18 protein-coding genes are annotated in these 17905 nt (G+C 68.0%); 8 read left to right on the top strand and 10 right to left on the bottom strand.

Features of this window, described 5'->3' with window-relative positions; all coding sequences use genetic code 11:
* Position 1 precedes the first annotated feature (1 nt).
* The 7 genes from HMPREF2924_RS22765 (at position 2) to HMPREF2924_RS22735 (ending at position 7825) form a co-directional block, all read left to right on the top strand.
* Positions 2 to 1480, top strand: coding sequence for an ANL family adenylate-forming protein (locus HMPREF2924_RS22765; protein WP_015503295.1), 1479 nt, complete (start codon positions 2 to 4; stop codon positions 1478 to 1480).
* Positions 1480 to 3078 (top strand): asparagine synthetase B family protein, encoded by a 1599-nt coding sequence (locus HMPREF2924_RS22760; RefSeq protein ID WP_003133674.1) that lies wholly within the window; start codon positions 1480 to 1482, stop codon positions 3076 to 3078. Before HMPREF2924_RS22765 ends, HMPREF2924_RS22760 begins: the two co-directional genes overlap by 1 nt.
* The gene (locus tag HMPREF2924_RS22755) at positions 3075 to 4034 is read left to right on the top strand and encodes a clavaminate synthase family protein (protein ID WP_003082503.1); all 960 of its coding nucleotides are present in this window, start codon (positions 3075 to 3077) and stop codon (positions 4032 to 4034) included. The genes HMPREF2924_RS22760 and HMPREF2924_RS22755 overlap by 4 nt, the downstream gene beginning before the upstream one ends.
* Positions 4031 to 5260 carry an MDR family MFS transporter gene (locus tag HMPREF2924_RS22750; RefSeq protein ID WP_003082502.1) on the top strand — a complete coding sequence of 410 codons (1230 nt, stop codon included), beginning with the start codon at positions 4031 to 4033 and terminating at the stop codon, positions 5258 to 5260. The genes HMPREF2924_RS22755 and HMPREF2924_RS22750 overlap by 4 nt, the downstream gene beginning before the upstream one ends.
* On the top strand, positions 5257 to 5892 hold the full coding sequence (locus HMPREF2924_RS22745; protein ID WP_003133677.1) for an alpha/beta fold hydrolase: 636 nt from the start codon (positions 5257 to 5259) through the stop codon (positions 5890 to 5892). The genes HMPREF2924_RS22750 and HMPREF2924_RS22745 overlap by 4 nt, the downstream gene beginning before the upstream one ends.
* A 117-nt stretch (positions 5893 to 6009) precedes the next feature.
* A complete protein-coding gene (locus tag HMPREF2924_RS22740) occupies positions 6010 to 6708 on the top strand; it encodes a pirin family protein (RefSeq protein ID WP_003133679.1) in 699 nt (232 codons plus the stop codon).
* 181 nt (positions 6709 to 6889) lie between these two features.
* On the top strand, positions 6890 to 7825 hold the full coding sequence (locus HMPREF2924_RS22735) for a DedA family protein/thiosulfate sulfurtransferase GlpE (RefSeq protein ID WP_003133680.1): 936 nt from the start codon (positions 6890 to 6892) through the stop codon (positions 7823 to 7825).
* Between the two features lie 16 nt (positions 7826 to 7841).
* On the opposite strand, the gene HMPREF2924_RS22730 is transcribed toward HMPREF2924_RS22735, so the two are convergent.
* The 7 genes from HMPREF2924_RS22730 to ycaC form a co-directional block, all read right to left on the bottom strand.
* Complete coding sequence (locus HMPREF2924_RS22730; protein ID WP_019485859.1) at positions 7842 to 9341, bottom strand: flavin-containing monooxygenase; 1500 nt, start codon at positions 9339 to 9341, stop codon at positions 7842 to 7844.
* A gap of 166 nt (positions 9342 to 9507) precedes the next feature.
* Positions 9508 to 11349: a glutathione-regulated potassium-efflux system protein KefB gene (kefB, locus tag HMPREF2924_RS22725; RefSeq protein WP_003086638.1), complete on the bottom strand. Its 1842-nt coding sequence runs from the start codon at positions 11347 to 11349 to the stop codon at positions 9508 to 9510.
* Positions 11350 to 11351: 2 nt separating this feature from the next.
* On the bottom strand, positions 11352 to 11825 hold the full coding sequence (locus tag HMPREF2924_RS22720) for an SRPBCC family protein (RefSeq protein WP_003082488.1): 474 nt from the start codon (positions 11823 to 11825) through the stop codon (positions 11352 to 11354).
* A 159-nt stretch (positions 11826 to 11984) separates the two neighbouring features.
* A complete protein-coding gene (locus tag HMPREF2924_RS22715) occupies positions 11985 to 12932 on the bottom strand; it encodes a pirin family protein (RefSeq protein ID WP_003133691.1) in 948 nt (315 codons plus the stop codon).
* A gap of 26 nt (positions 12933 to 12958) precedes the next feature.
* The gene (locus tag HMPREF2924_RS22710) at positions 12959 to 13516 is read right to left on the bottom strand and encodes an NAD(P)H-dependent FMN reductase (protein WP_003082483.1); all 558 of its coding nucleotides are present in this window, start codon (positions 13514 to 13516) and stop codon (positions 12959 to 12961) included.
* 28 nt (positions 13517 to 13544) lie between these two features.
* The gene (locus tag HMPREF2924_RS22705) at positions 13545 to 13952 is read right to left on the bottom strand and encodes an OsmC family protein (RefSeq protein ID WP_023094823.1); all 408 of its coding nucleotides are present in this window, start codon (positions 13950 to 13952) and stop codon (positions 13545 to 13547) included.
* Between the two features lie 142 nt (positions 13953 to 14094).
* On the bottom strand, positions 14095 to 14712 hold the full coding sequence (ycaC, locus tag HMPREF2924_RS22700; RefSeq protein WP_003082476.1) for an isochorismate family cysteine hydrolase YcaC: 618 nt from the start codon (positions 14710 to 14712) through the stop codon (positions 14095 to 14097).
* 300 nt (positions 14713 to 15012) lie between these two features.
* Between ycaC and HMPREF2924_RS22695 the strand changes: the two genes are divergently transcribed.
* Positions 15013 to 15927, top strand: a complete 915-nt coding sequence (locus tag HMPREF2924_RS22695; protein ID WP_003082475.1) for a LysR family transcriptional regulator — start codon at positions 15013 to 15015, stop codon at positions 15925 to 15927.
* A gap of 7 nt (positions 15928 to 15934) precedes the next feature.
* Here HMPREF2924_RS22695 and HMPREF2924_RS22690 read toward each other — a convergent pair whose 3' ends face one another.
* The 3 genes from HMPREF2924_RS22690 to HMPREF2924_RS22680 all read right to left on the bottom strand — a co-directional run bounded on the left by HMPREF2924_RS22690 (position 15935) and on the right by HMPREF2924_RS22680 (position 17850).
* Complete coding sequence (locus HMPREF2924_RS22690; protein WP_003086626.1) at positions 15935 to 16597, bottom strand: O-methyltransferase; 663 nt, start codon at positions 16595 to 16597, stop codon at positions 15935 to 15937.
* A 19-nt stretch (positions 16598 to 16616) separates the two neighbouring features.
* Positions 16617 to 17150 carry a C40 family peptidase gene (locus HMPREF2924_RS22685; RefSeq protein ID WP_003086623.1) on the bottom strand — a complete coding sequence of 178 codons (534 nt, stop codon included), beginning with the start codon at positions 17148 to 17150 and terminating at the stop codon, positions 16617 to 16619.
* An 82-nt stretch (positions 17151 to 17232) separates the two neighbouring features.
* Positions 17233 to 17850, bottom strand: coding sequence for a C40 family peptidase (locus HMPREF2924_RS22680; RefSeq protein ID WP_003082470.1), 618 nt, complete (start codon positions 17848 to 17850; stop codon positions 17233 to 17235).
* Positions 17851 to 17905 lie beyond the last annotated feature (55 nt).

The following is a 17905-nucleotide window of genomic DNA, read 5'->3' as shown; positions in this document are numbered from 1 at the left end:
CATGAGCAGCCTCCCCGTACCCGTATCGCTCGACAGCACCCTCCGCCATCTCGGCAGCGCCGACCCGCGGCGGCCGTTCCTGATCGACGCCCGCGAGCCGGAGCGCCCGCTGGAATACACCTGGGGCGACGCCGACCACCAGGTCGACGCCCTCGCCGAGCAGATCGCCGCGCATGCCTGCCGCAGTGTCGGCGTGCTGCTGGACAACAGCTACCGCAACCTCTGCCTGATCTATGCGGTCATGCGCGCGGGCAAGCATCTGGTGCTGATCGATCCCGAGTGGGGGGAGGCCGCGAAGCAGGCCATCGTCGACGAGATGCGCCTGGAAGCGCTGGTCAGCGAACATCCGCTCGAGGGCGCGCTGGCCGGGCTGCGCCTGGCGCTGGATTTCGAGCGCAGCGCGACGCGCCGGCTCGACCGCGCCGCGCACAGCCACATGATCCTGTTCACCTCGGGCACCACCGGCCAGCCGAAAGGCATCGAACTCAGCCAGCAGGCCATGCTCCATGCCTACCGCATCGGCCGCGACTGCCTGGGCATCGGCGAGCACACGCGCTCCGGTTGCTTCTACCGGATCAGCGGCCTGGGCATCCTCGGCATCAATTTCCTCTTCCCGCTGCTGTACGGCGGCAGCGCGGTGCTCCTGCCGCTGCACTGCTGGGCCGACAGCGAAGGCTTCTGGGAATACGTGGAACGCTTCGGCATCAGTTTCCTCTACCTGGTGCCGCCGGTGGTCAACCACATGGTCAAGGAAGGCTCCCCGCCGCCGCGCCGCTTGCCGTTGCAGCGCCTGCTCTGCGTCGCCGGCTCGGCGCGCCTGGACGCCGACCTGCAAGCGGCCTTCCAGCGCGACTACGCGGCGCTGGCGAACATCTACGGCCTCAGCGAGTGCGGCTTCGCCTTCCTCTTCGGCAAGCGTCGCGGCGATGCGTTCGACAACTCGGTGGGACCGGCCGTCGGCCTGGAACTCAAGCTGACTGACCCCGACGGCCGCCCGCTGGAGGGCAGCGGCGAACGCGGGCGCCTGTGGGTGCGCACGCCGAGCCTGTTCTCCGGCTACGTCAACCGCCCCGACCTGACCGCCCAGGTGCTCGAGGACGGCTGGCTGAACACCCAGGACCTCGCCTACTTCGACGAGGACCGCTGCGTGCACGTCCTCGGCCGTTGCGACGGCACCATCAACAAGGGCGGCAACCTGTTCCACCTGAATGAATGCGAACGGGCGCTCAACGGCCTGGACGAGGTGATCGACGTCTGCTGCCTGAAGGTCGACTGCCCGCTCTATGGCGAAGACTATGTCGCCGTGATCCACACCGCGCCGCAGGTCGAGTTCGCCTTCCTGCCCTGGCTCCAGCAGCAGCTCGGCACCCTCCGCGCGCCACAGCGCGTGGTGCTGTCGCACCAGGCCCTGCCGCTGAATGGCGCCGGCAAGCACGATCGCCGTGCGCTCGCCACGCTGCTGCAACGGGAAGCCTCGTGATGTGCGGCATCCTCGGTTACGTCGGCACCGGTTTCAGTGTCTCGCGCTTCGCCGGAGCGCTACGCCTGCTGGCCCATCGGGGTCCGTTCGGCGAGGGCATCGCGGCCCTGCCGAACGGCGCCATCGGCATGACCCGCCTGCCGATGTCCGGCGCCGCGGCGGTGCCGCTGCCGCCGCAGGAGGGTCAGCGGCGGGTCGCCTACAACGGCGAGGTCTACCAGGCCGGCTGCGAAATCCATGGCGAGATCCGCCTGCTGCTCGACGGCTTGCAGCGCGGGGTACTGCCGGACGGCATGTACGCCCTCGCCAGCTGGGACCCGCAGACCCGGCAATTGACCCTGCTGCGCGACGAGTTCGGCATCAAGCCGCTGTACTACAGCTACCAGCCCGAGCGCGGCCTGCTGGCCTTCGCCTCCGAGCCGCGGGCGCTGCTGCACCTGCTCGGCGGCGCCCGCGCCGACGCCGAGGCGATCGCCCAGGTGGTCGCCGCCGGCGTGCCGCTGGAAGGCCAGACCCTGTTCCAGCAGGTCCGTCTGCTGCTGCCCGGCGAGGTGTTGCGCTTCGATCTCTCCCAGGAGCGTCCGCGCCTCTGCCAGCGCCAGCGGCTGGCCACCGCCCCGGCCAGCGAGGCGGACAGCCTCGACGAGCAGCTCGGCGAAACCCTCGAACGCTGCCGCCAGACCTTCCGCCCCTGCGCCCTGCTGGTCAGCGGCGGGGTCGATTCCAACCTGCTCGGCAGCTACCTGGACCCGCAGTTGCAACGCTTCCACCTGTGCCTGGAAGGCGACGAGGAAAGCCTGCTGCCACACCCTCGGCTGCAACGCTTCGAGCTGCGCCAGGAAGCCTTCATGCCGCTGCTGCGTCGCGCGGTCGGCAACTTCGGCGGGGCGACACGGATGTCCAGCCTGCTGATGTACCAGCGCCTGGCCGACGGTATCGGCGAGCAGGGCTATCACTGCGTGCTTCTCGGCGAAGGCGCCGACGAACTGTTCTGGGGCTACCCGCGCCATCTCGAACTCTGGCGCCGGCGCGACGCACCGGAACCGCGGCGCTTCGCCACCGCCTGGTTCGGCGAGTACCGGCGCAAGGCTACGCTGCTGGCGGAACCGGCGGGCCGACGGGTCGCCGAGCGGATCGAGGAACTCGCCCACGAGGCCCTCGGCCAGGGCCTCGAGGCGGCGATCGGCCAGTTCGACCTGCACTACTCGCTGGAGCCGCTGCTGCGACGCGCCGACCATCTGCTGATGTCGCGCACCATCGAAGCGCGCACCCCCTACCTGCATGGCGCCCTGGCGCAGCGCGCCGGGCGCCTCCAGCGGATCGTCGGCGACACCGCCAAGGCTCCGCTGGTGGCGCTCCTGGAGCAGCGCGAGAAACGCTGGCAGGCACAGCCGAAACGGCATTTCCGCCTGCCGTTCGAACGGTGGCCGCAGGCCCTCGGGGAAATGCGCCGGCACCTCGCCGAACGTCTGCCGGCGCTCCACGACCTCGGCCTGGAAGGCCTGGACGCACCGAGCGTCGCGGCGCTGCCCGGCGACCAGTTGTTCACCCTCACCACCCTGTCGCTCTGGCAGCAGGAATACGGAGCCTCGCTATGACAACCATCCATCGTCGCCCCGCGCCCTGGCGGGGCAACGCGGTGTTCTGCGCTTCGGCCGCTTTCGCCGCCGGCCTGGAAACGCTGTTCGCGCGCCTGCTGGAGCGGCGTCCCGCGGATAGCGCGGAGGCTCTCCTGCGCCAGCGCCTGCATCACGAACTGGAGCACGGCAGCGGCGTGCTGCTGCACGATTCCGCGCTGCTGCGCGGACTCGCCGAGGACGAATTCCAGCGGGTGTTCCGCGCATTCTGCCAATGGCTGGGACGCACCGTGGCGATCAACCGCAACGGCGAGTACCTCAAGGAAGTGCGCGACCTCGGTCTGCGCGACGCCCGCGACGCGCCGCAGCGCGGCCACCTGACCAGCCAGGAACTGGCCTTCCACTCCGATCGCGCCGACCTCACGGTGCTCGCCTGCTGGTCGCCGGCACGCCGGGGCGGCGCCTTCCGCATCCGTTCCTCGGCCGACGTCCTCGCCACCCTGGAAGCCGCCAATCCGGCCTGGCTGCCCCTGCTCGGCCAACCGATCCCCCACGACCTGCGCGACGAAGGCGACGCCGACTACGCGCTGGTGCCGCTGCTCACGGAAACCCCACGGACCTTCGTCTTGCGCTATATCCGCAAGTTCAACGAATCGGTGACGCGCCACGGGCTAAGCCTCGCCCCGCAGGTGCGAAGCATGCTCGACGGCCTGGACGAGGCGATCGAACGCGCCGACGGCTATGCCGAACTGGACTTCAGCAAGGGCATGCTGGTGCTGGTGAACAACCACACCACCCTGCACGCGCGCACCGAGTTCAGCGACGACGAGCGGCAGCGCCGCTGCCTGCTGCGCTGCTGGCTGAGCAGCGAATTCACCCGCGAACTGCCGGAAAGCTTCCTGCCGCTGTTCCACCAGGTAGCCGCCGGCAGCCTGCGCGGCGGCATCCGTCCCCTCGCCCAGGAGCCCCGCCCGTGAGCGACAACACCTTCAGCGTGCAACGCTTCCGCGCCCTGCCGACGGAAATCCACGTGATGCTCGTCGGTACGCTGCTGACCCGCGGCGCCTACTTCATGGTCTGGCCGTTCCTGGCATTGCTGCTGTGGCGCGAGTTCCGGCTGTCCGCCAGCGCCATCGGCCTGCTGCTGGCGCTGGCGACCGTCTGCGGCGCGCTCAGCGGCATCTACACCGGCTGGCTGTCGGATCGTTTCGGGCGCAAGCGCCTGATCTTCTTCGGCACCAGCCTCAGCGGGCTTTCCTTCGTGTTGCTGGGCTTCAGCGGCCAGCCGCTGTCCTACGGACTGGCGATCTCCGGGGTGAGCATCGGCTGCGCCCTGCTCGAATCGAGCTGCAAGGCGCTGATCGGCGACCGCGTCGAGGATCGCCGCTCGCGGGAACTGGCGCTCTACTGCCGGTACTTCCTGATCAACCTGGGCGCCGCCCTCGGCCCGCTGATCGGCCTGACCCTCGGCGTCGCCGCCCAGGCCGGCACCTTCCTGGTCACCGCGCTGGTCTACTTCTGCTACGGCCTGCTGCTCTGGCGCCTGCTGCACCACCTCGAACTTAAGCGGCGCAGCCTTGCCCCGCGATCCTCGACCGGGTTCCTCGAAGCCTGCCTGAGCATGGCCCGGCATCGCGCCTTCACCCTGCTGTTGCTGTGCAACATGCTGGCCGCGCTGATCTACGCCACCTTCGATTCGACCCTCGTGCAGTACCTCACCCGCAGCGGTCTGCCCGACGTGGTCAACAGCATCGCCCTGCTGGTGACCATCAACGCGCTGACCATAGTGGTCGCCCAGTTTCCCCTCCTCCGCCTGCTGGAAAACACCGGCACCGGCGGCCGCCTGATGCTCGGCATGCTGCTCATGCTCCTGGCCCAGCTAGGCTTCGCCTGGACCCCGGTGACCCTGTTCGCCGGCCTGGCGCTGGCCACGGTGGTGCTCAGCCTCGGCGAACTGATCGTGTTCCCGACCTTCAGCGTGGAGGTCGACCAACTGACCCCCGACGACTTGCGCGGCAGCTATTTCGGCGCGGCCAATCTCTACAGCCTCGGCACCGCGCTGGCACCGCTGTACGGCGGGATCATGCTCGACCATGCCGGCAGCCAGGCGCTGTACCTCGGCCTGGCCGCGCTGTGCGGGGTGATCATGCTGCTGCAGGTCGGCGCGGTCGGCCTGCGCCAGGCCGAGCGGGCCGGCGGATGAGCGGCGCGCTGCTGGTCTCGGGATTTTTCCTGCGCCGCTCCGCCTGGTCCGTGGAAGGCGCCGGCTGGCGAAGCTGCGACCATCTGCGCGACGCGCCCGGATGCGACCTGGCGCATTGGCTGGACCAGGCCGCCACCACGCTGGCCGGCGAGGAGCGGGTGATACTCTGCGGCCACAGCTTCGGCGGCTACCTGGCGCAATGCCTGGCGGCCCGCCTGGGCGAGCGCGCCGCGCACCTGTACCTGTTCAGCGCGCTGGTCAGCGAGGGCGGCGGCGCGCTGGAAAGCTACCAGGACAGCGGCCAGGACAATCTCCTCGGGCTATGCCGCCTCGACCCGCTCGGAGGGCGGGTCCGCCTGGAAGACCGCGCCGGCTTCCTCGAACTGCTCGGCGCCGAGGTGCCGACCAGCGCCAGCGAACCCGCGCAATTGCTGATCGACTCGCCACGGCAGACTCGTCCAGCCTGCCCGGTCACCTACGTGGTGGCGGCCGCCGACCGGCTCAGCCCGCCGTCGCTGCAACGTTCCTTCGCCCGTCGCCTGGACGCTCGGGTGCGGGAATACCCGGGCGGGCACCTCGCCGCACTGGCGGACCCGCGCTTCCTTCGCGCCCTGATCGAATCTAATAATTAGATAGATAAAGCCGAAAATAAGCACTTTTTTATCGTAACGATCTGACGGATGATGACCCCATCAACCGCCCGCCCCCTCGCGCAAACGAGCGGCGACGGGCCCAATGGAGATCCGATCATGATCGAACGTCGTCCCTTCGACCGTCTGGGCCATGCCGACCACGGCTGGCTGAACGCGCGTCATCATTTTTCCTTCGCCGACTACTATGACCCGGAGCGCGAGGACTGGGGCCGCCTGCGGGTCTGGAACGATGACGAGATCGCCGCCGGCAGCGGCTTCCCGCCGCACCCGCACCGCGACATGGAGATCATCACCTATGTCCGCGAAGGCGCGATCACCCACCAGGACAGCCTGGGCAACAAGGGCCGCACCGAGGCCGGCGACGTGCAGGTGATGAGCGCCGGCACCGGCATCGTCCATTCGGAGTACAACCTGGAAGCCGAGACCACCCGGATCTTCCAGATCTGGATCATCCCGGACCGCCGCGGCGACCAGCCGCGCTGGGGCTCCAAACCGTTCCCGAAGGCCGAGCGCGACGGTCGTTTCGTCACTCTCGCCAGCGGCGACGAGCAGGACAGCGAAGCGCTGCACATCCGCGCCGACGCCGAGGTCGCCGCGGTGACCCTGAAGGCCGGCCAGAGCGCCGAGTACGCCCTGGAAAACGGTCGCCGCGCCTACCTGGTGCCGGCCACCGGCAGCATCGAGGTCAACGGCGTGCGCGCCGAGGCCCGCGATGGCCTGGCGGTACGCGACGAACCGACCCTGAAGGTCACGGCCCTGGAAGACAGCGAAGTGCTGCTGGTGGAAGTGGCCTGACCCGACAGCCCCTCGCCCCCCCACGGGCGAGGGGCTGCTTTCGTTTCGCCCCAGCCCAGGGCCGCCTCTCTCGACGCAGCGGCGTTATCCGCCGCAACGCCTCCGGCCCTGCCGACTTGGTTCTTCCCAGCTTCACGCTTCGCGCTCACACTACCCGCAGAAGAATTCGAGAGGCTCCGCCATGCGTGAACTGCAACCCCTGCTGGAGAACCACGGGCTGCTCCTGCTGTTCCTCAACGTGCTCTGCGAACAGGCCGGGCTGCCGATCCCCGCCTACCCGGCGCTGATCGTCGCCGGCGCGCTGGCCATGCAGGGCGTCGGCGCGCCGCTGGGCGTGGTCCTGCTGGTGGTGGTGCTCGCCTGCCTGCTGGCGGACGTCGCCTGGTACCTGGCCGGGCGCCACTACGGCGGCTTCCTCCTGCGCAGCATCTGCAAGGTCTCGCTGTCCCAGGACAGTTGCATCCGCCAGAGCCAGAACATGTACCTGCGGGTCGGTCCGAGGGCGCTGCTGATGTCGAAGTTCCTGCCCGGCGCCAGTGCGTTGTCCACCACCCTGGCCGGCATGACCCGCACCCGCCTGCGCCGCTTCCTCGCCTACGACGCCGCCGGCTCGGCACTCTGGGCCGGTTCCGCGCTGCTGCTGGGGGTGATCTTCAGCGATGCGGTGGACCACCTGCTGGCCCTGCTCAGCGACTACGCGGCCATCGGCGCGCTGCTGATCGCCGGCGCCTTCGCCGCCTTCATCGCCTGGAAGCTCTGGCAGCGCCAGCGCCTGCTGTCGCGCAGCCGGCGGATTCCGCGAATCAGCGTGGAGGAACTGGAAAGCCTTCGCGAACAGGGGCAATTGCCGGTGATCCTCGATGTCCGCGCCCATCACGAAGACGAGCCGAGCGGCATTCCGGGAGCCATCCCGGTGGAACTGAACGTGTCGCTGAAGGACCTGCCCGGCGACCTCAGGGACGCCAGCATCGTCATCTATTGCGCCTGTCCCCACGAACTTTCCGCCGCGATGCTCGCCCAGCGCCTCAACGCCTCCGGCTTCACCCGCACCTGGGCGCTGGCCGGCGGCCTGGACGCCTGGCGCAAGGCCTACGGGCAGGTCGCGGCGAACGCCTGAGCGGTGCCCGCCGGGTTCAGCCCAGGGCCTGCACCGCCGCGCCGCCGGCTTGCCGCTGCGACGCCGGCGAGGAGAACACCAGGTAGCCGTCCTCGACCTTGCCGTAGCGCAGCAGCGCCAGATCGAGGACGTAGTTCTGGTAAAGCTTCCAGGGCATCCGGTCGCCCTGCTTGGGCATGCGCTCGGCGGCGCGCTGGATGTAGCCGGAGTCGAGGTTGAGGAAGGGCTCCTCGCGCACGTCGCCGGTGCTGTCGCGGGCGGTCACCTGGCGCATGCCGGTGGCGTCCATGTGATTGATCAGGCGGCAGAAGTATTCGCTGGAGAGGTCCGCCTTGAGCGTCCAGCTGGCGTTGGTATAGCCGACCACCGCCGCCAGGTTTGGCAGGTCGCGCAGCATGATGCCGCGATAGCCCATGCTCTGGTTGACCTGGAACGGCTTGCCGTCGACCGCCAGCTCGGCGCCGCCGAACATCACCAGGTCGAGGCCGGTGGCGGTGACGATGATGTCCGCCTCCAGCACCTCGCCGGTCTTCAGGCGAATGCCCCGCTCGACGAAGCGGTCGATGTGCTCGGTGACCACCGACGCCTTGCCCTTGCGCAGCACCTTGAACAGGTCGCCGTCCGGCACCGCGCAGACCCGCTCGTCCCACGGCTTGTAGCGCGGGCTGAAGTGACGCATGTCGAAGCGTTTGCCCAGTTGCAGGCTGGCCAGCTTGAGCAGGACCTTGCGGACCAGGCCGGGGAAGGTCCTGGCGAGCATGAAGAAGACCATCTGCATGGCCACGTTGCGCGCCCGCGCCTGGCGGTAGACCCAGGTTTCCGGAAGGAAGCGGCGAAGGAAATTGGAGATCGCGTCCTTCTGCGGCAGGGTGATCACGTAGGACGGCGAGCGCTGCAACATGGTGACGTGGGCGGCCTTGTCGGTCAGCGACGGCACCAGGGTCACGGCGGTCGCGCCGCTACCGATCACCACCACCTTCTTGCCGCTGTAGTCGAGGTCCTCGGGCCACAGCTGCGGATGGACGACCTGCCCGGCGAAGTCCTCGCGGCCGACGAATTCCGGGGTATAGCCAGCCTCGTAGCGGTAGTAGCCGGTGCACATCAGCAGGAACTGCGCGGTCATGCGCAGCGGCTCGGGCTCGTCACCGCGCTGCACGTCGAGGTTCCAGCGCGCATTGGCGGAGTCCCAGTCGGCCCTGAGCACCCGGTGGCGGTAGCGGATCTTCCGGTCGATGCCGTTCTCCCGCGCGGTCTCCTCGATGTAGCGGCGGATCGACGGACCGTCGGCGATGGCCTTGGGATCGCTCCATGGCTTGAAGTTGTAGCCGAGGGTGAACATGTCCGAGTCGGAACGGATGCCGGGGTAGCGGAACAGGTCCCAGGTACCGCCCATCGCCGCGCGCCCCTCGAGCAGGGCGAAGCTCTTGCCGGGGCAATGCTTCATCAGGTGGTAGGCGGCGCCGACGCCGGACAATCCGGCGCCGACGATGAGTACGTCCAGGTGTTCGACAGGCATAAGGTTCCTCGATCGGCGGAAGCGTCCAGCCGTCTGCTGGGCTGATGCCCTCCACCCTACAGAGGGGATGCCGCGCGGGTATCCCAACCTTCGTACTGCGATATCCGCAAAGTATGGACCCAGGCGTGGGAATCACCCATGCCGGCGTACCGGCATGGGTCGGGCGCTAGGAGGCGCGGGAAGGTTTCTCCGGGGTCTCCGCCGCTACCGCGCCACGGTCTTCCAGCTGGTCGGTCTGGAACAGCGTCTCCAGCTCGACCCGCGCCTCGCGAGCGCTTTTGATCAGCGCGTCGCGGTCGTTGTAGAACAGGTGCTGGGAGGCCAGGACCTCTTCGTCGTGCCGGCGGAAACGACGGATCCGCGCGTCCGCCTGTTCCTCGCTCAGACCCAGGCCGCAGAGCACCATGCGGCTCATCTCCAGGCTGGAGAAGAAGGTCTCGCGCACCGGCTCGACCCCGGCGTCGAGCAACAGGTGGACGTGCTGGCGGTTACGCGCGCGGGCGATGATCTTCAGGTGTGGATACAGCTTGCGCACGCGCTTGGCCGTCTCGATGTTGGTCTCCGGGTCATCGGTGGCGATGACGAAGAACTCGGCCTTCTCTACCTGGGCCGCGCGAAGGATCTCCGGGCGCATCGGGTCGCCGTAGAAGATCGGGATCGCGCCGAGGGTACGGGTCAGCTCGATGGTCTCCACCGAGGTGTCCAGGGCGATGAACGGCACGCGCTGGGCGCGCAGCACGCGAGCGACGATCTGGCCCATGCGGCCGACCCCGGCGATCACCACGCGCGGGGTGTCGTCGTTGTCGATGCGTTCCATTTCCGGCGGCGGCTTCGTCGCCTCCGGCTCCTTCGCCAGCAGGCGCGCGAGGCCGAGTACCAGCAACGGGGTCAGGGCCATCGACAGGGTGATGGAAAGCACCAGCAGGTTGTGCAGGTCGTTCTGGAACAGGCCCTGGTCGCGGGCCATCTTGAACACGACGAAGGCGAACTCGCCGCCGGCCGCCAGGACCACGCCCAGGCGCAGCGCCGAGGCCTTGTCGAGGCCGCCGGAAATACGCCCGACGAAGTACAGCACCGGCGCCTTCAGGGCGATCAGCAGCACGGTCAGGCCGAGCACCATCCACGGCGACTTGAGCAGCAGGCTGATGTCCGCGCTCATCCCCACGCTGATGAAGAACAGGCCGAGCAACAGGCCCTTGAACGGCTCGATCTGCGCCTCCAGTTCGTGGCGGTACTCCGAGTCGGCCAGCAGCAGGCCGGCGAGGAAGGCACCGAGGGCCATGGACACACCGGCCAGCTCCATCAGCAGCGCGGTGCCCATCACCACCAGCAGCGCGGTGGCGGTGGACATGTCCTGCAGCTTGGTCTGGGCGACGATGCGGAACACCGGGCGCAGCAGGTAGCGGCCGCCGACCACCACCGCGGCGATGCTGCCGACCACCTTGAGGGTCTGGGTCAGTTCGCTGCCGCCGGCGTCGCTGTGCGCACCGCTGAGCAGCGGGATCATGGCGATCAGCGGGATCGCCGCGATGTCCTGGAACAGCAGGATGGCGAAGGCCAGGCGGCCATGGGGCTGGGTCAGTTCCTTGCGCTCGGCGAGTATCTGCAGGCCGAAGGCGGTGGACGACAGCGCCAGGCCCAGGCCGAGCACCACCGCGCTGTTCACCGGTTGGTCGAAGCCGACCAGGGCCACGGTGCCGATCACCACGCCGGTCAGCAGCACCTGCAGCAGGCCGACGCCGAACACCGACTTGCGCATCACCCACAGGCGCCGCGGCGACAGCTCCAGGCCGATGATGAACAGCAGCAGCACCACGCCCATCTCGGAGATCTGCGCGACGCTTTCCGGGTTGTCCACCAGGCCCAGCACGCTGGGACCGATCAGCACGCCGGCCAGCAGGTAGCCGAGCACCGCGCCCAGTTGCAGGCGCTTGGCCAGCGGCACCATGAACACCGCCGCGATCAGGAAGACCACGCCGGACTGGAGAAAACTGCTTCCGTGTTCCACGCTCAACTCCCGCTGGCGGCGCTGGCGCCGAACCGGTCGCGGATGGTGGCGATGGTCTCCACATCCATGGCGATATAGGCCTGCTTGACGAAGGCGTCGTAGGGCAGTTCGTCGCCCAGCGGCTGCAGGTAGCGGGTGCAGTAGGCGAAACGCACGAACAGCGAGCCGGGCTCCGGCTCCTCGATGGTCATGTCGAGGCTGCCGCCGGCCACCTCGGCGCTCGGCTTGATGCTGTAGTGGGCACTGTCCGGCGCCTTCAGCACGACTTCGTCCTCGACCACCAGACCCGGCAGGTACAGGCGCCGGTGCAGGCGGTCGCCGTCATCGACGAGGATCTCGAAACGCTCCAGGCCGACGACGAAATACTGTGGCTCGCGCGCACGGCAGACCAGGCCTTCCCAGAGTTGCAGCCGGTCGAGGACCGGCAGGTCGACAAGCGTCCGGTCGTTGACCTGGACCAGGTGTTCGAATTGCATGTGGCTCACTTCCTGTTCGGTGCATGCGATAGGCGAGTTCTGACCGGCGATGGGTGCAGAAAGTTTTCCCGCTGCCGGCGAATCGCCAGACCGCAGGTCCGCAACGATCGCCGACAGGCATTCGAGGACGCCGCCGGGGCACCCGGCGGCACATCGACCTCACTCGGCGTCGATCTTCCAGGGAATCGGCGGAGCGCTCAAGCGCGGCCCTTCCAGGGCGTCGAGCCGGCCGAAGCGGGCATCCCCCTCCTCCCAGGCCTTCTGCGCCCGGGCGATCTCACCCTTGCTGTGGCCGACGAAGTTCCACCACATGAAGATCTCCGCGCCGAACGGTGCGCCGCCCAGCAACAGCACCCGCGCGCCAGGATCGAGTTGCAGTTGCAGGCCGTCGCGGCCGTCGCCCAGGTAGGCCAGTTCGTTCACCGCGAAATGCTCGCCGCCCACTTCCAACCCGCCTTCCAGCGGCAGCAGGCCGTACTCGAAGTGCGGGTCGAGCGTCAGTTGCAGGGTCGAGCCATCGTCGCAGGCCAGGTCGGCGCCGAGCAGCGGCGAGTAAAGCCGGCACGGCGCCTGCCGCCCGTCCAGAGCGCCGGCCAGCAGGGTGAAGGTGACCCCCTGCTCCTGCCAGCGCGGCAGGTCGGGATGATGGTCGAAGGCCGGGGCGATGTCGCGCTGCTCGTAGGGCAGCACGATCCACAACTGCGCGGCGTGGGCGTGGCGCTCGTCGGGCAGCGACTCCTCGGTGTGGGCGATGCCATGGCCGGCGGTCATCAGGTTGACCTGGCCCGGACGGATCACCTGGACGTTGCCCAGGCTGTCGCGGTGCAACGCCTCGCCCTGGATCATCCAGGTGAAGGTCTGCAGGCCGATGTGCGGGTGCGGGCCCACGGCCAGGCCGCCGCCGGGTTCGAATTCGGCGGGACCGGCATGGTCGAGGAAGCACCAGGCACCGATCATCCGCCGCTGGCGCGACGGCATCAGCCGACTGACGGTGATCCCGCCGCCGATTTCCGCGGCACGCGCGGTGACTCGTTGCAGCAGGTGGTCGCGGCGCTCCGGACAGTCCCGCGAGGAGGACAGGTCGCAGCGCTCTTCGGTATTGCTCATGTTCAGGCTCTCCGGTGACGAGGCATTCAACCGCGCAGGCGGCGCACCCATAGCTGCAGGGCCTGCAACTGCTGCTGGATCAGCTCGCGCGCCTTGTCGTCGAGCAACCGGCCCTGGGCGTCGAAGGCGTTCTGCGCGCTGGAGATCATCACTTCCGGCTTGTTCAGCGGATGAACGTCGAGGAACACCAGCGTCTGGCGCAGGTGATACTGCGCCCGCGCGGTGCCGAAACGCCCGGCGCTGGCGCCGAGGATCGCCGCCGGCTTGCCGGAGAACGGCTGCTCCGGCGGCCGCGAGGCCCAGTCGATGGCATTCTTCAGCACCCCGGCCATCGAATAGTTGTATTCCGGGGTGGCGAACAGCAGCGCGTCCGCCGCGCGGATCTGCTCGCGGAAGCGTTCCACCGCGGGCGGGAAGCCGAGGGCGTAGACGTCCTCGTTGTACAGCGGGATGCCGGAGATGTCCGCCAATTCGATGCTCATGCCCGGCGGAACCAGACCGATCGCCTCCTGCAGCGCCGCGCTGTTGTAGGAGCCGCTGCGCAGGCTGCCGGAAATGCCCAATACCTTGATGTCGTCGCTCATGCCGTGCTCCTCGATGTGTGTGCGGGGTTCAGTCGCGCAGTTGGCTGCTGACGCTGACCTCTCCGGAGAGTACACGATGGATCGGGCAGGCATTGGCGATCTCCAGCAGACGCTGGCGTTGCTCGGCGTCGAGATCGCCGGCCAGGCGGATGTCGCGGCGGATATGGGTGAAAGGCTCCGGCTTGGTGCGTTCCTCGACGATGTCCAGTTGCACGTCGATGCCTTCCAGCGGCCACTCCTTGCGCTGCGCGTACATCGCCACGGTGATCGCCGTGCAGGCGCCCAGCGCCGAGAGCAGGATCTCGTACGGCGAGGGACCGCTGTCGCCGCCGCCGAGGGCGGCCGGCACGTCGCTCAGCCACTGGTGGCTGTCGTCGCCGAGGGTCACGCGGTAAGGGGTGGTGCCGAGGGAAGCGTTGACGACCTGGGTAGCCATGGGGTTTCTCCTGTGCATGGGGGGCGTGCCGGAACCTCGGGTTCCGGCGAAGCGGCGTTCCGATGAAAACACCTGGACGGAAAACGACACAAGGCACCCGATGGCCGGAGTGCCTTGTGTCCGGGACAGCGGCGAAGCCGGCTTACTTCTTCGTGCCGAAGCTCTGGATCAGGTTGGCGTACGCCGGCAGGTGGCCGCCGAGGATGGCGCCGAAGCCTTCGATGTCGTTGCGCCAGTCGCGGTGCAGTTCGCAGCCGACGCTGAACCAGTTCATCAGTTGCGCGCCGGCGGCGGTCATGCGCGCCCAGGCGGCGTCGCGCACCACCGGGTTGAAGGTGCCGGAGGCGTCGGTGACGACGAATACGTCAAACCCTTCCTCCAGCGCCGAGAGGGTCGGGAAGGCTACGCAGACATCGGTCACCACGCCGGCGATGATCAGTTGCTTCTTGCCGGTGGCCTTGACCGCCTTGACGAAGTCCTCGTTGTCCCAGGCGTTGATGTTGCCGGGGCGGGCGATGTACGGGGCCTGCGGGAACATTTCCTTGAGTTCCGGCACCAGCGGGCCGTTGGGGCCGTCCTCGAAGCTGGTGGTGAGGATGGTCGGCAGGTTGAAGAACCTGGCGATGTCGGCCAATGCCAGGACGTTGTTCTTGAACTCGTCCGGGCTGAAATCGCGGACCAGGGAGAGCAGGCCTGCCTGGTGGTCGACGAACAGCACCGCCGCATCGTTCTTGTCGAGTCGCTTGTAGGTGAAGGACATGGTGTTTCTCCGGTCTCGGGCGGCGTCCGTCGCCGCGCGGTGTGAAACGAAGCGCCTCCTGGGAGGCATGCATGGGCGGTCTCGGGAGCGCACGCCGCCCATCAAGAGTAGTGACAGCGACAGCGATTTACCGCCCGGCAAAATGCGAAAACGGTGTTCTCGATACCAGAACAATGCCATTCCCCGGGCGCGCTACGCTTGCCCTGCCATTGCCGTTCCTGCACGTTCGACGCGCGCGTCCCCTTACCAGGAGTTCTCCCGCATGCGACAGTCTGCCTCCCGATTGTTTCGAGATTCGCCATGAGCCTGCGCCTTGAAGACATACAGGCCTTCCTCAACGTGGTCGAGCTGGGCAGCATCAGCGCCGCCGCCGAACGCATGAGCCTGTCCAAGTCCGTGATCAGCAAACGCGTCAGCGACCTGGAGCGCCACCTCGGCGTGCGCCTGCTCTACCGCTCGACGCGCAACGTCGAGCCGACCGAGGCCGGCGGCTTCTTCTACAAGTCGGCCAAGGCCTCGCTGCAGGACCTGAACAACGCCGCGGAAAGCGTGGCCCTGCGCGAGAACGACCTGTGCGGGGAATTGCGGGTGATGGCGCCGATGAGCTTCGGCACGCTCTGGCTGGGGCCGCTGGTGATGGAATTCATGGCGCGCAACCCGCGCCTGGAAGTGGTCCTGCAACTGGACGACCGGATCGTCGACTTCGAGAAGGAAGGCTACGACCTGGCGATCCGCATCACCCGCCTGCAGGACAGCTCGCTGATCGCCCGCCAACTGGGCACCAGCCGCCGGGTAGTGTGTTGCAGCCCGGAATACCTGGAACGGCACGGCCCGCTGCAACGTATCGAAGACATCCTCTGCCATCCCTGCATCGGCTACAGCCACAACACCCCGTCGCAGCTATGGAGCTTCGAGCCGCGGGTGGCCGGCGAGCCGGCGCGGATGATCACCCCGCGCGGACGCTTCAACACCAACAACGGCCAGACCATGCGCGACGCCGCGGTGCGTGGCCTGGGCCTGGCGATGCTGCCGCTGTTCATCGCCGCCGAAGACCTGGCCGCCGGCCGGCTGGTCGAGGCCCTGCCCCAGGAGCGGCCGCTGGACGACCTGATCTACGCCATGTATTCGCGAGCGGCGACCCTCTCGCCGAAGGTGAAGCTGTTCGTCCAGTTTCTCCAGCAGGCCCTGGGCAGCCCGCCGTGGGGCGTGCGCTGAGCCTCGCTCAGCGCTTGCGGCAGACGCTCAGCCCGTCGCCGATCGGCAGCAGCGAGTAGTCCACCCGCGCGTCGTTCTTCAGCGCCAGGTTGAGCTGCTGGATGCCGCGGGTATCCGCACTCTTCGGCTGCGCTTCGAGTACCCGGCCGCTCCACAGCACGTTGTCGAAAAGCACCAGCCCACCCTGGCGCACCAGCGCCAGCGCGGCCTCCAGGTATTCGGGGTAGTTGGCCTTGTCGGCGTCGATGAAGGCCAGGTCGAATTGCCCGGCCAGACCTTCGTCGAGCAACGCACGCAGGGTTTCCAGGGCGGGCCCGAGGCGCAGCTCGATGCGCTCCTCGACAGCGGCTTCGCGCCAGTAGCGGCGCGCGGTGAGATGGTAGTCGCCGGGCAGGTCGCAACAGGTAAGGCGCCCCTGCTCGCCAAGGGCGGTAGCCATGCACAGGGCGCTGTAGCCGGTGAAGGTGCCGACCTCCAGCGCCCGCCGCGCGCCGATCAGGGTCAGCAGCAAGGCGATGAACTGGCCCTGTTCGGGGGCGATCTGCCAGCGCGCGTTGGGCAGCTTCGCGGTTTCCTCGCGCAGGCGGGTCATCAGCGGGGTTTCCCGCAGCGAAACGTCCAGCAGGTAGCGGTAGAGGTTATCGTCGAGGTTGAGGGTGCGGGTGGTCATCGGCCCTGACCTCCCCGCCTCAGGGCATCCGCGCCAAGGGCGACGGCGCGACCAGCACGCGCTTGGCGTCCAGGTACGCGCGTTGCCAGTAGCTGTTCTGCAGGCTGTCCAGGCGCACCGTGCCGCCGGTGCGCGGCGCATGCACGAAGCGACCCTCGCCGACGTAGATGCCGGCATGGCTCACGGTGCGTCCACCGGAGGTGGCGAAGAACACCAGGTCGCCGGTCTGCAGGGCCTGCACCGGCACGCTGGGCGCGCGCATGGAAATCATCTCGCGGGTCGAGCGCGGCAGCTTGATGCCAGTCATGTCGCGGTAGACGAAGTTGATCAGGCCGCTGCAATCGAAGCCCGAATCGGGCGTGTTGCCGCCCCAGCGGTAGGGCGTGCCGACCAGGCCGAGGGCACGGAACAGCACATCGTCTGCGGCGGGCGAGAAATTCGTCGCCGGACGGAATACGACCTGTTTGGCGGGCGCGGGGGGCGGCGCTTTGCTGGCGCAGGCGGTAAGCAGCGCAGCAAAGGCGAGGATCGAGAATCGGGCCAGTGCATGCATAGTGGAAGCCTTCCTGGTGAGGAATGCTTCCACTTTGCTACGACAAGGAGTTAAACGCAATACTTAAAGTAAAACTTTAAGTTTAGCGCTTGCTCGTCAGGGCGTCCTTGTAGCCGGGTTCGAGCACCCGCTTGGCTTCCATGTAACTCAGGCTCCAGTAGCTGGAGTCCAGGCTGTCCACCCGCACCCCGCCGCCGCGACGGCTGGCGGAATGGATGAACTGGCCATCGCCGATGTAGATGCCGGCGTGGCTGACGCGGCCACGGCCACGGTTGTTGAAGAACAGCAGGTCGCCCGGCTGCAGCTCGTCCTTGGAGACCAGCGGTACGTCCATATCGATGAGTTCGCGGGTGGAGCGCGGCAGCTTGATGCCGGCCTCCTCGCGGAACAGGTAGCCGACGAAGCCGCTGCAATCGAAGCCTTTCGCCGTCGTACCGCCGAAACGGTACGGCGTACCGATCAGTTCGAAAGCGCGCTCGAGGATGCTGGACGCCAGCGCAGGCGTACCAGCCGATGAATTGTCCGCCCCTTCGTCCTCAACATCCTGCCAAGCGATCGCGTCGCGTTCGACGTCGATGCTGCTCTTGGCTGCGGTCGGCTCTTTGGCGACCTGCGGCTCCGGCGAATGGCTGGCGCAAGCGGCCAGCAGCAGAACGAAACTCATGGGCACGAGGGGTGCTAAGCGTTTAAGCATGGGCACGACCGTGTCTCATTAGTTTTACTAGCGGGCTAATTTGCCTTCTCGATCAATCCTA

Source organism: Pseudomonas sp. HMSC063H08 (genome assembly GCF_001813645.1).
Lineage (GTDB): Bacteria > Pseudomonadota > Gammaproteobacteria > Pseudomonadales > Pseudomonadaceae > Pseudomonas > Pseudomonas aeruginosa.
Note: the sequence above shows the minus strand (reverse complement) of the source record. Positions and strands in the feature narration are given on the sequence as shown.

Bases quoted from the DNA above. Each gene is read 5' to 3' on its own strand.
- HMPREF2924_RS22755 (WP_003082503.1), top strand. From the start codon at position 3,075: ATGACAACCATCCATCGTCGCCCCGCGCCCTGGCGGGGCAACGCGGTG.
- HMPREF2924_RS22710 (WP_003082483.1), bottom strand. From the start codon at position 13,516: ATGAGCGACGACATCAAGGTATTGGGCATTTCCGGCAGCCTGCGCAGC.
- HMPREF2924_RS22695 (WP_003082475.1), top strand. From the start codon at position 15,013: ATGAGCCTGCGCCTTGAAGACATACAGGCCTTCCTCAACGTGGTCGAG.
- HMPREF2924_RS22745 (WP_003133677.1), top strand. From the start codon at position 5,257: ATGAGCGGCGCGCTGCTGGTCTCGGGATTTTTCCTGCGCCGCTCCGCC.
- HMPREF2924_RS22705 (WP_023094823.1), bottom strand. From the start codon at position 13,952: ATGGCTACCCAGGTCGTCAACGCTTCCCTCGGCACCACCCCTTACCGC.
- ycaC (WP_003082476.1), bottom strand. From the start codon at position 14,712: ATGTCCTTCACCTACAAGCGACTCGACAAGAACGATGCGGCGGTGCTG.
- HMPREF2924_RS22720 (WP_003082488.1), bottom strand. From the start codon at position 11,825: ATGCAATTCGAACACCTGGTCCAGGTCAACGACCGGACGCTTGTCGAC.
- HMPREF2924_RS22735 (WP_003133680.1), top strand. From the start codon at position 6,890: ATGCGTGAACTGCAACCCCTGCTGGAGAACCACGGGCTGCTCCTGCTG.
- HMPREF2924_RS22685 (WP_003086623.1), bottom strand. From the start codon at position 17,150: ATGCATGCACTGGCCCGATTCTCGATCCTCGCCTTTGCTGCGCTGCTT.
- HMPREF2924_RS22740 (WP_003133679.1), top strand. From the start codon at position 6,010: ATGATCGAACGTCGTCCCTTCGACCGTCTGGGCCATGCCGACCACGGC.
- HMPREF2924_RS22690 (WP_003086626.1), bottom strand. From the start codon at position 16,597: ATGACCACCCGCACCCTCAACCTCGACGATAACCTCTACCGCTACCTG.
- HMPREF2924_RS22760 (WP_003133674.1), top strand. From the start codon at position 1,480: ATGTGCGGCATCCTCGGTTACGTCGGCACCGGTTTCAGTGTCTCGCGC.
- HMPREF2924_RS22730 (WP_019485859.1), bottom strand. From the start codon at position 9,341: ATGCCTGTCGAACACCTGGACGTACTCATCGTCGGCGCCGGATTGTCC.
- HMPREF2924_RS22715 (WP_003133691.1), bottom strand. From the start codon at position 12,932: ATGAGCAATACCGAAGAGCGCTGCGACCTGTCCTCCTCGCGGGACTGT.
- HMPREF2924_RS22765 (WP_015503295.1), top strand. From the start codon at position 2: ATGAGCAGCCTCCCCGTACCCGTATCGCTCGACAGCACCCTCCGCCAT.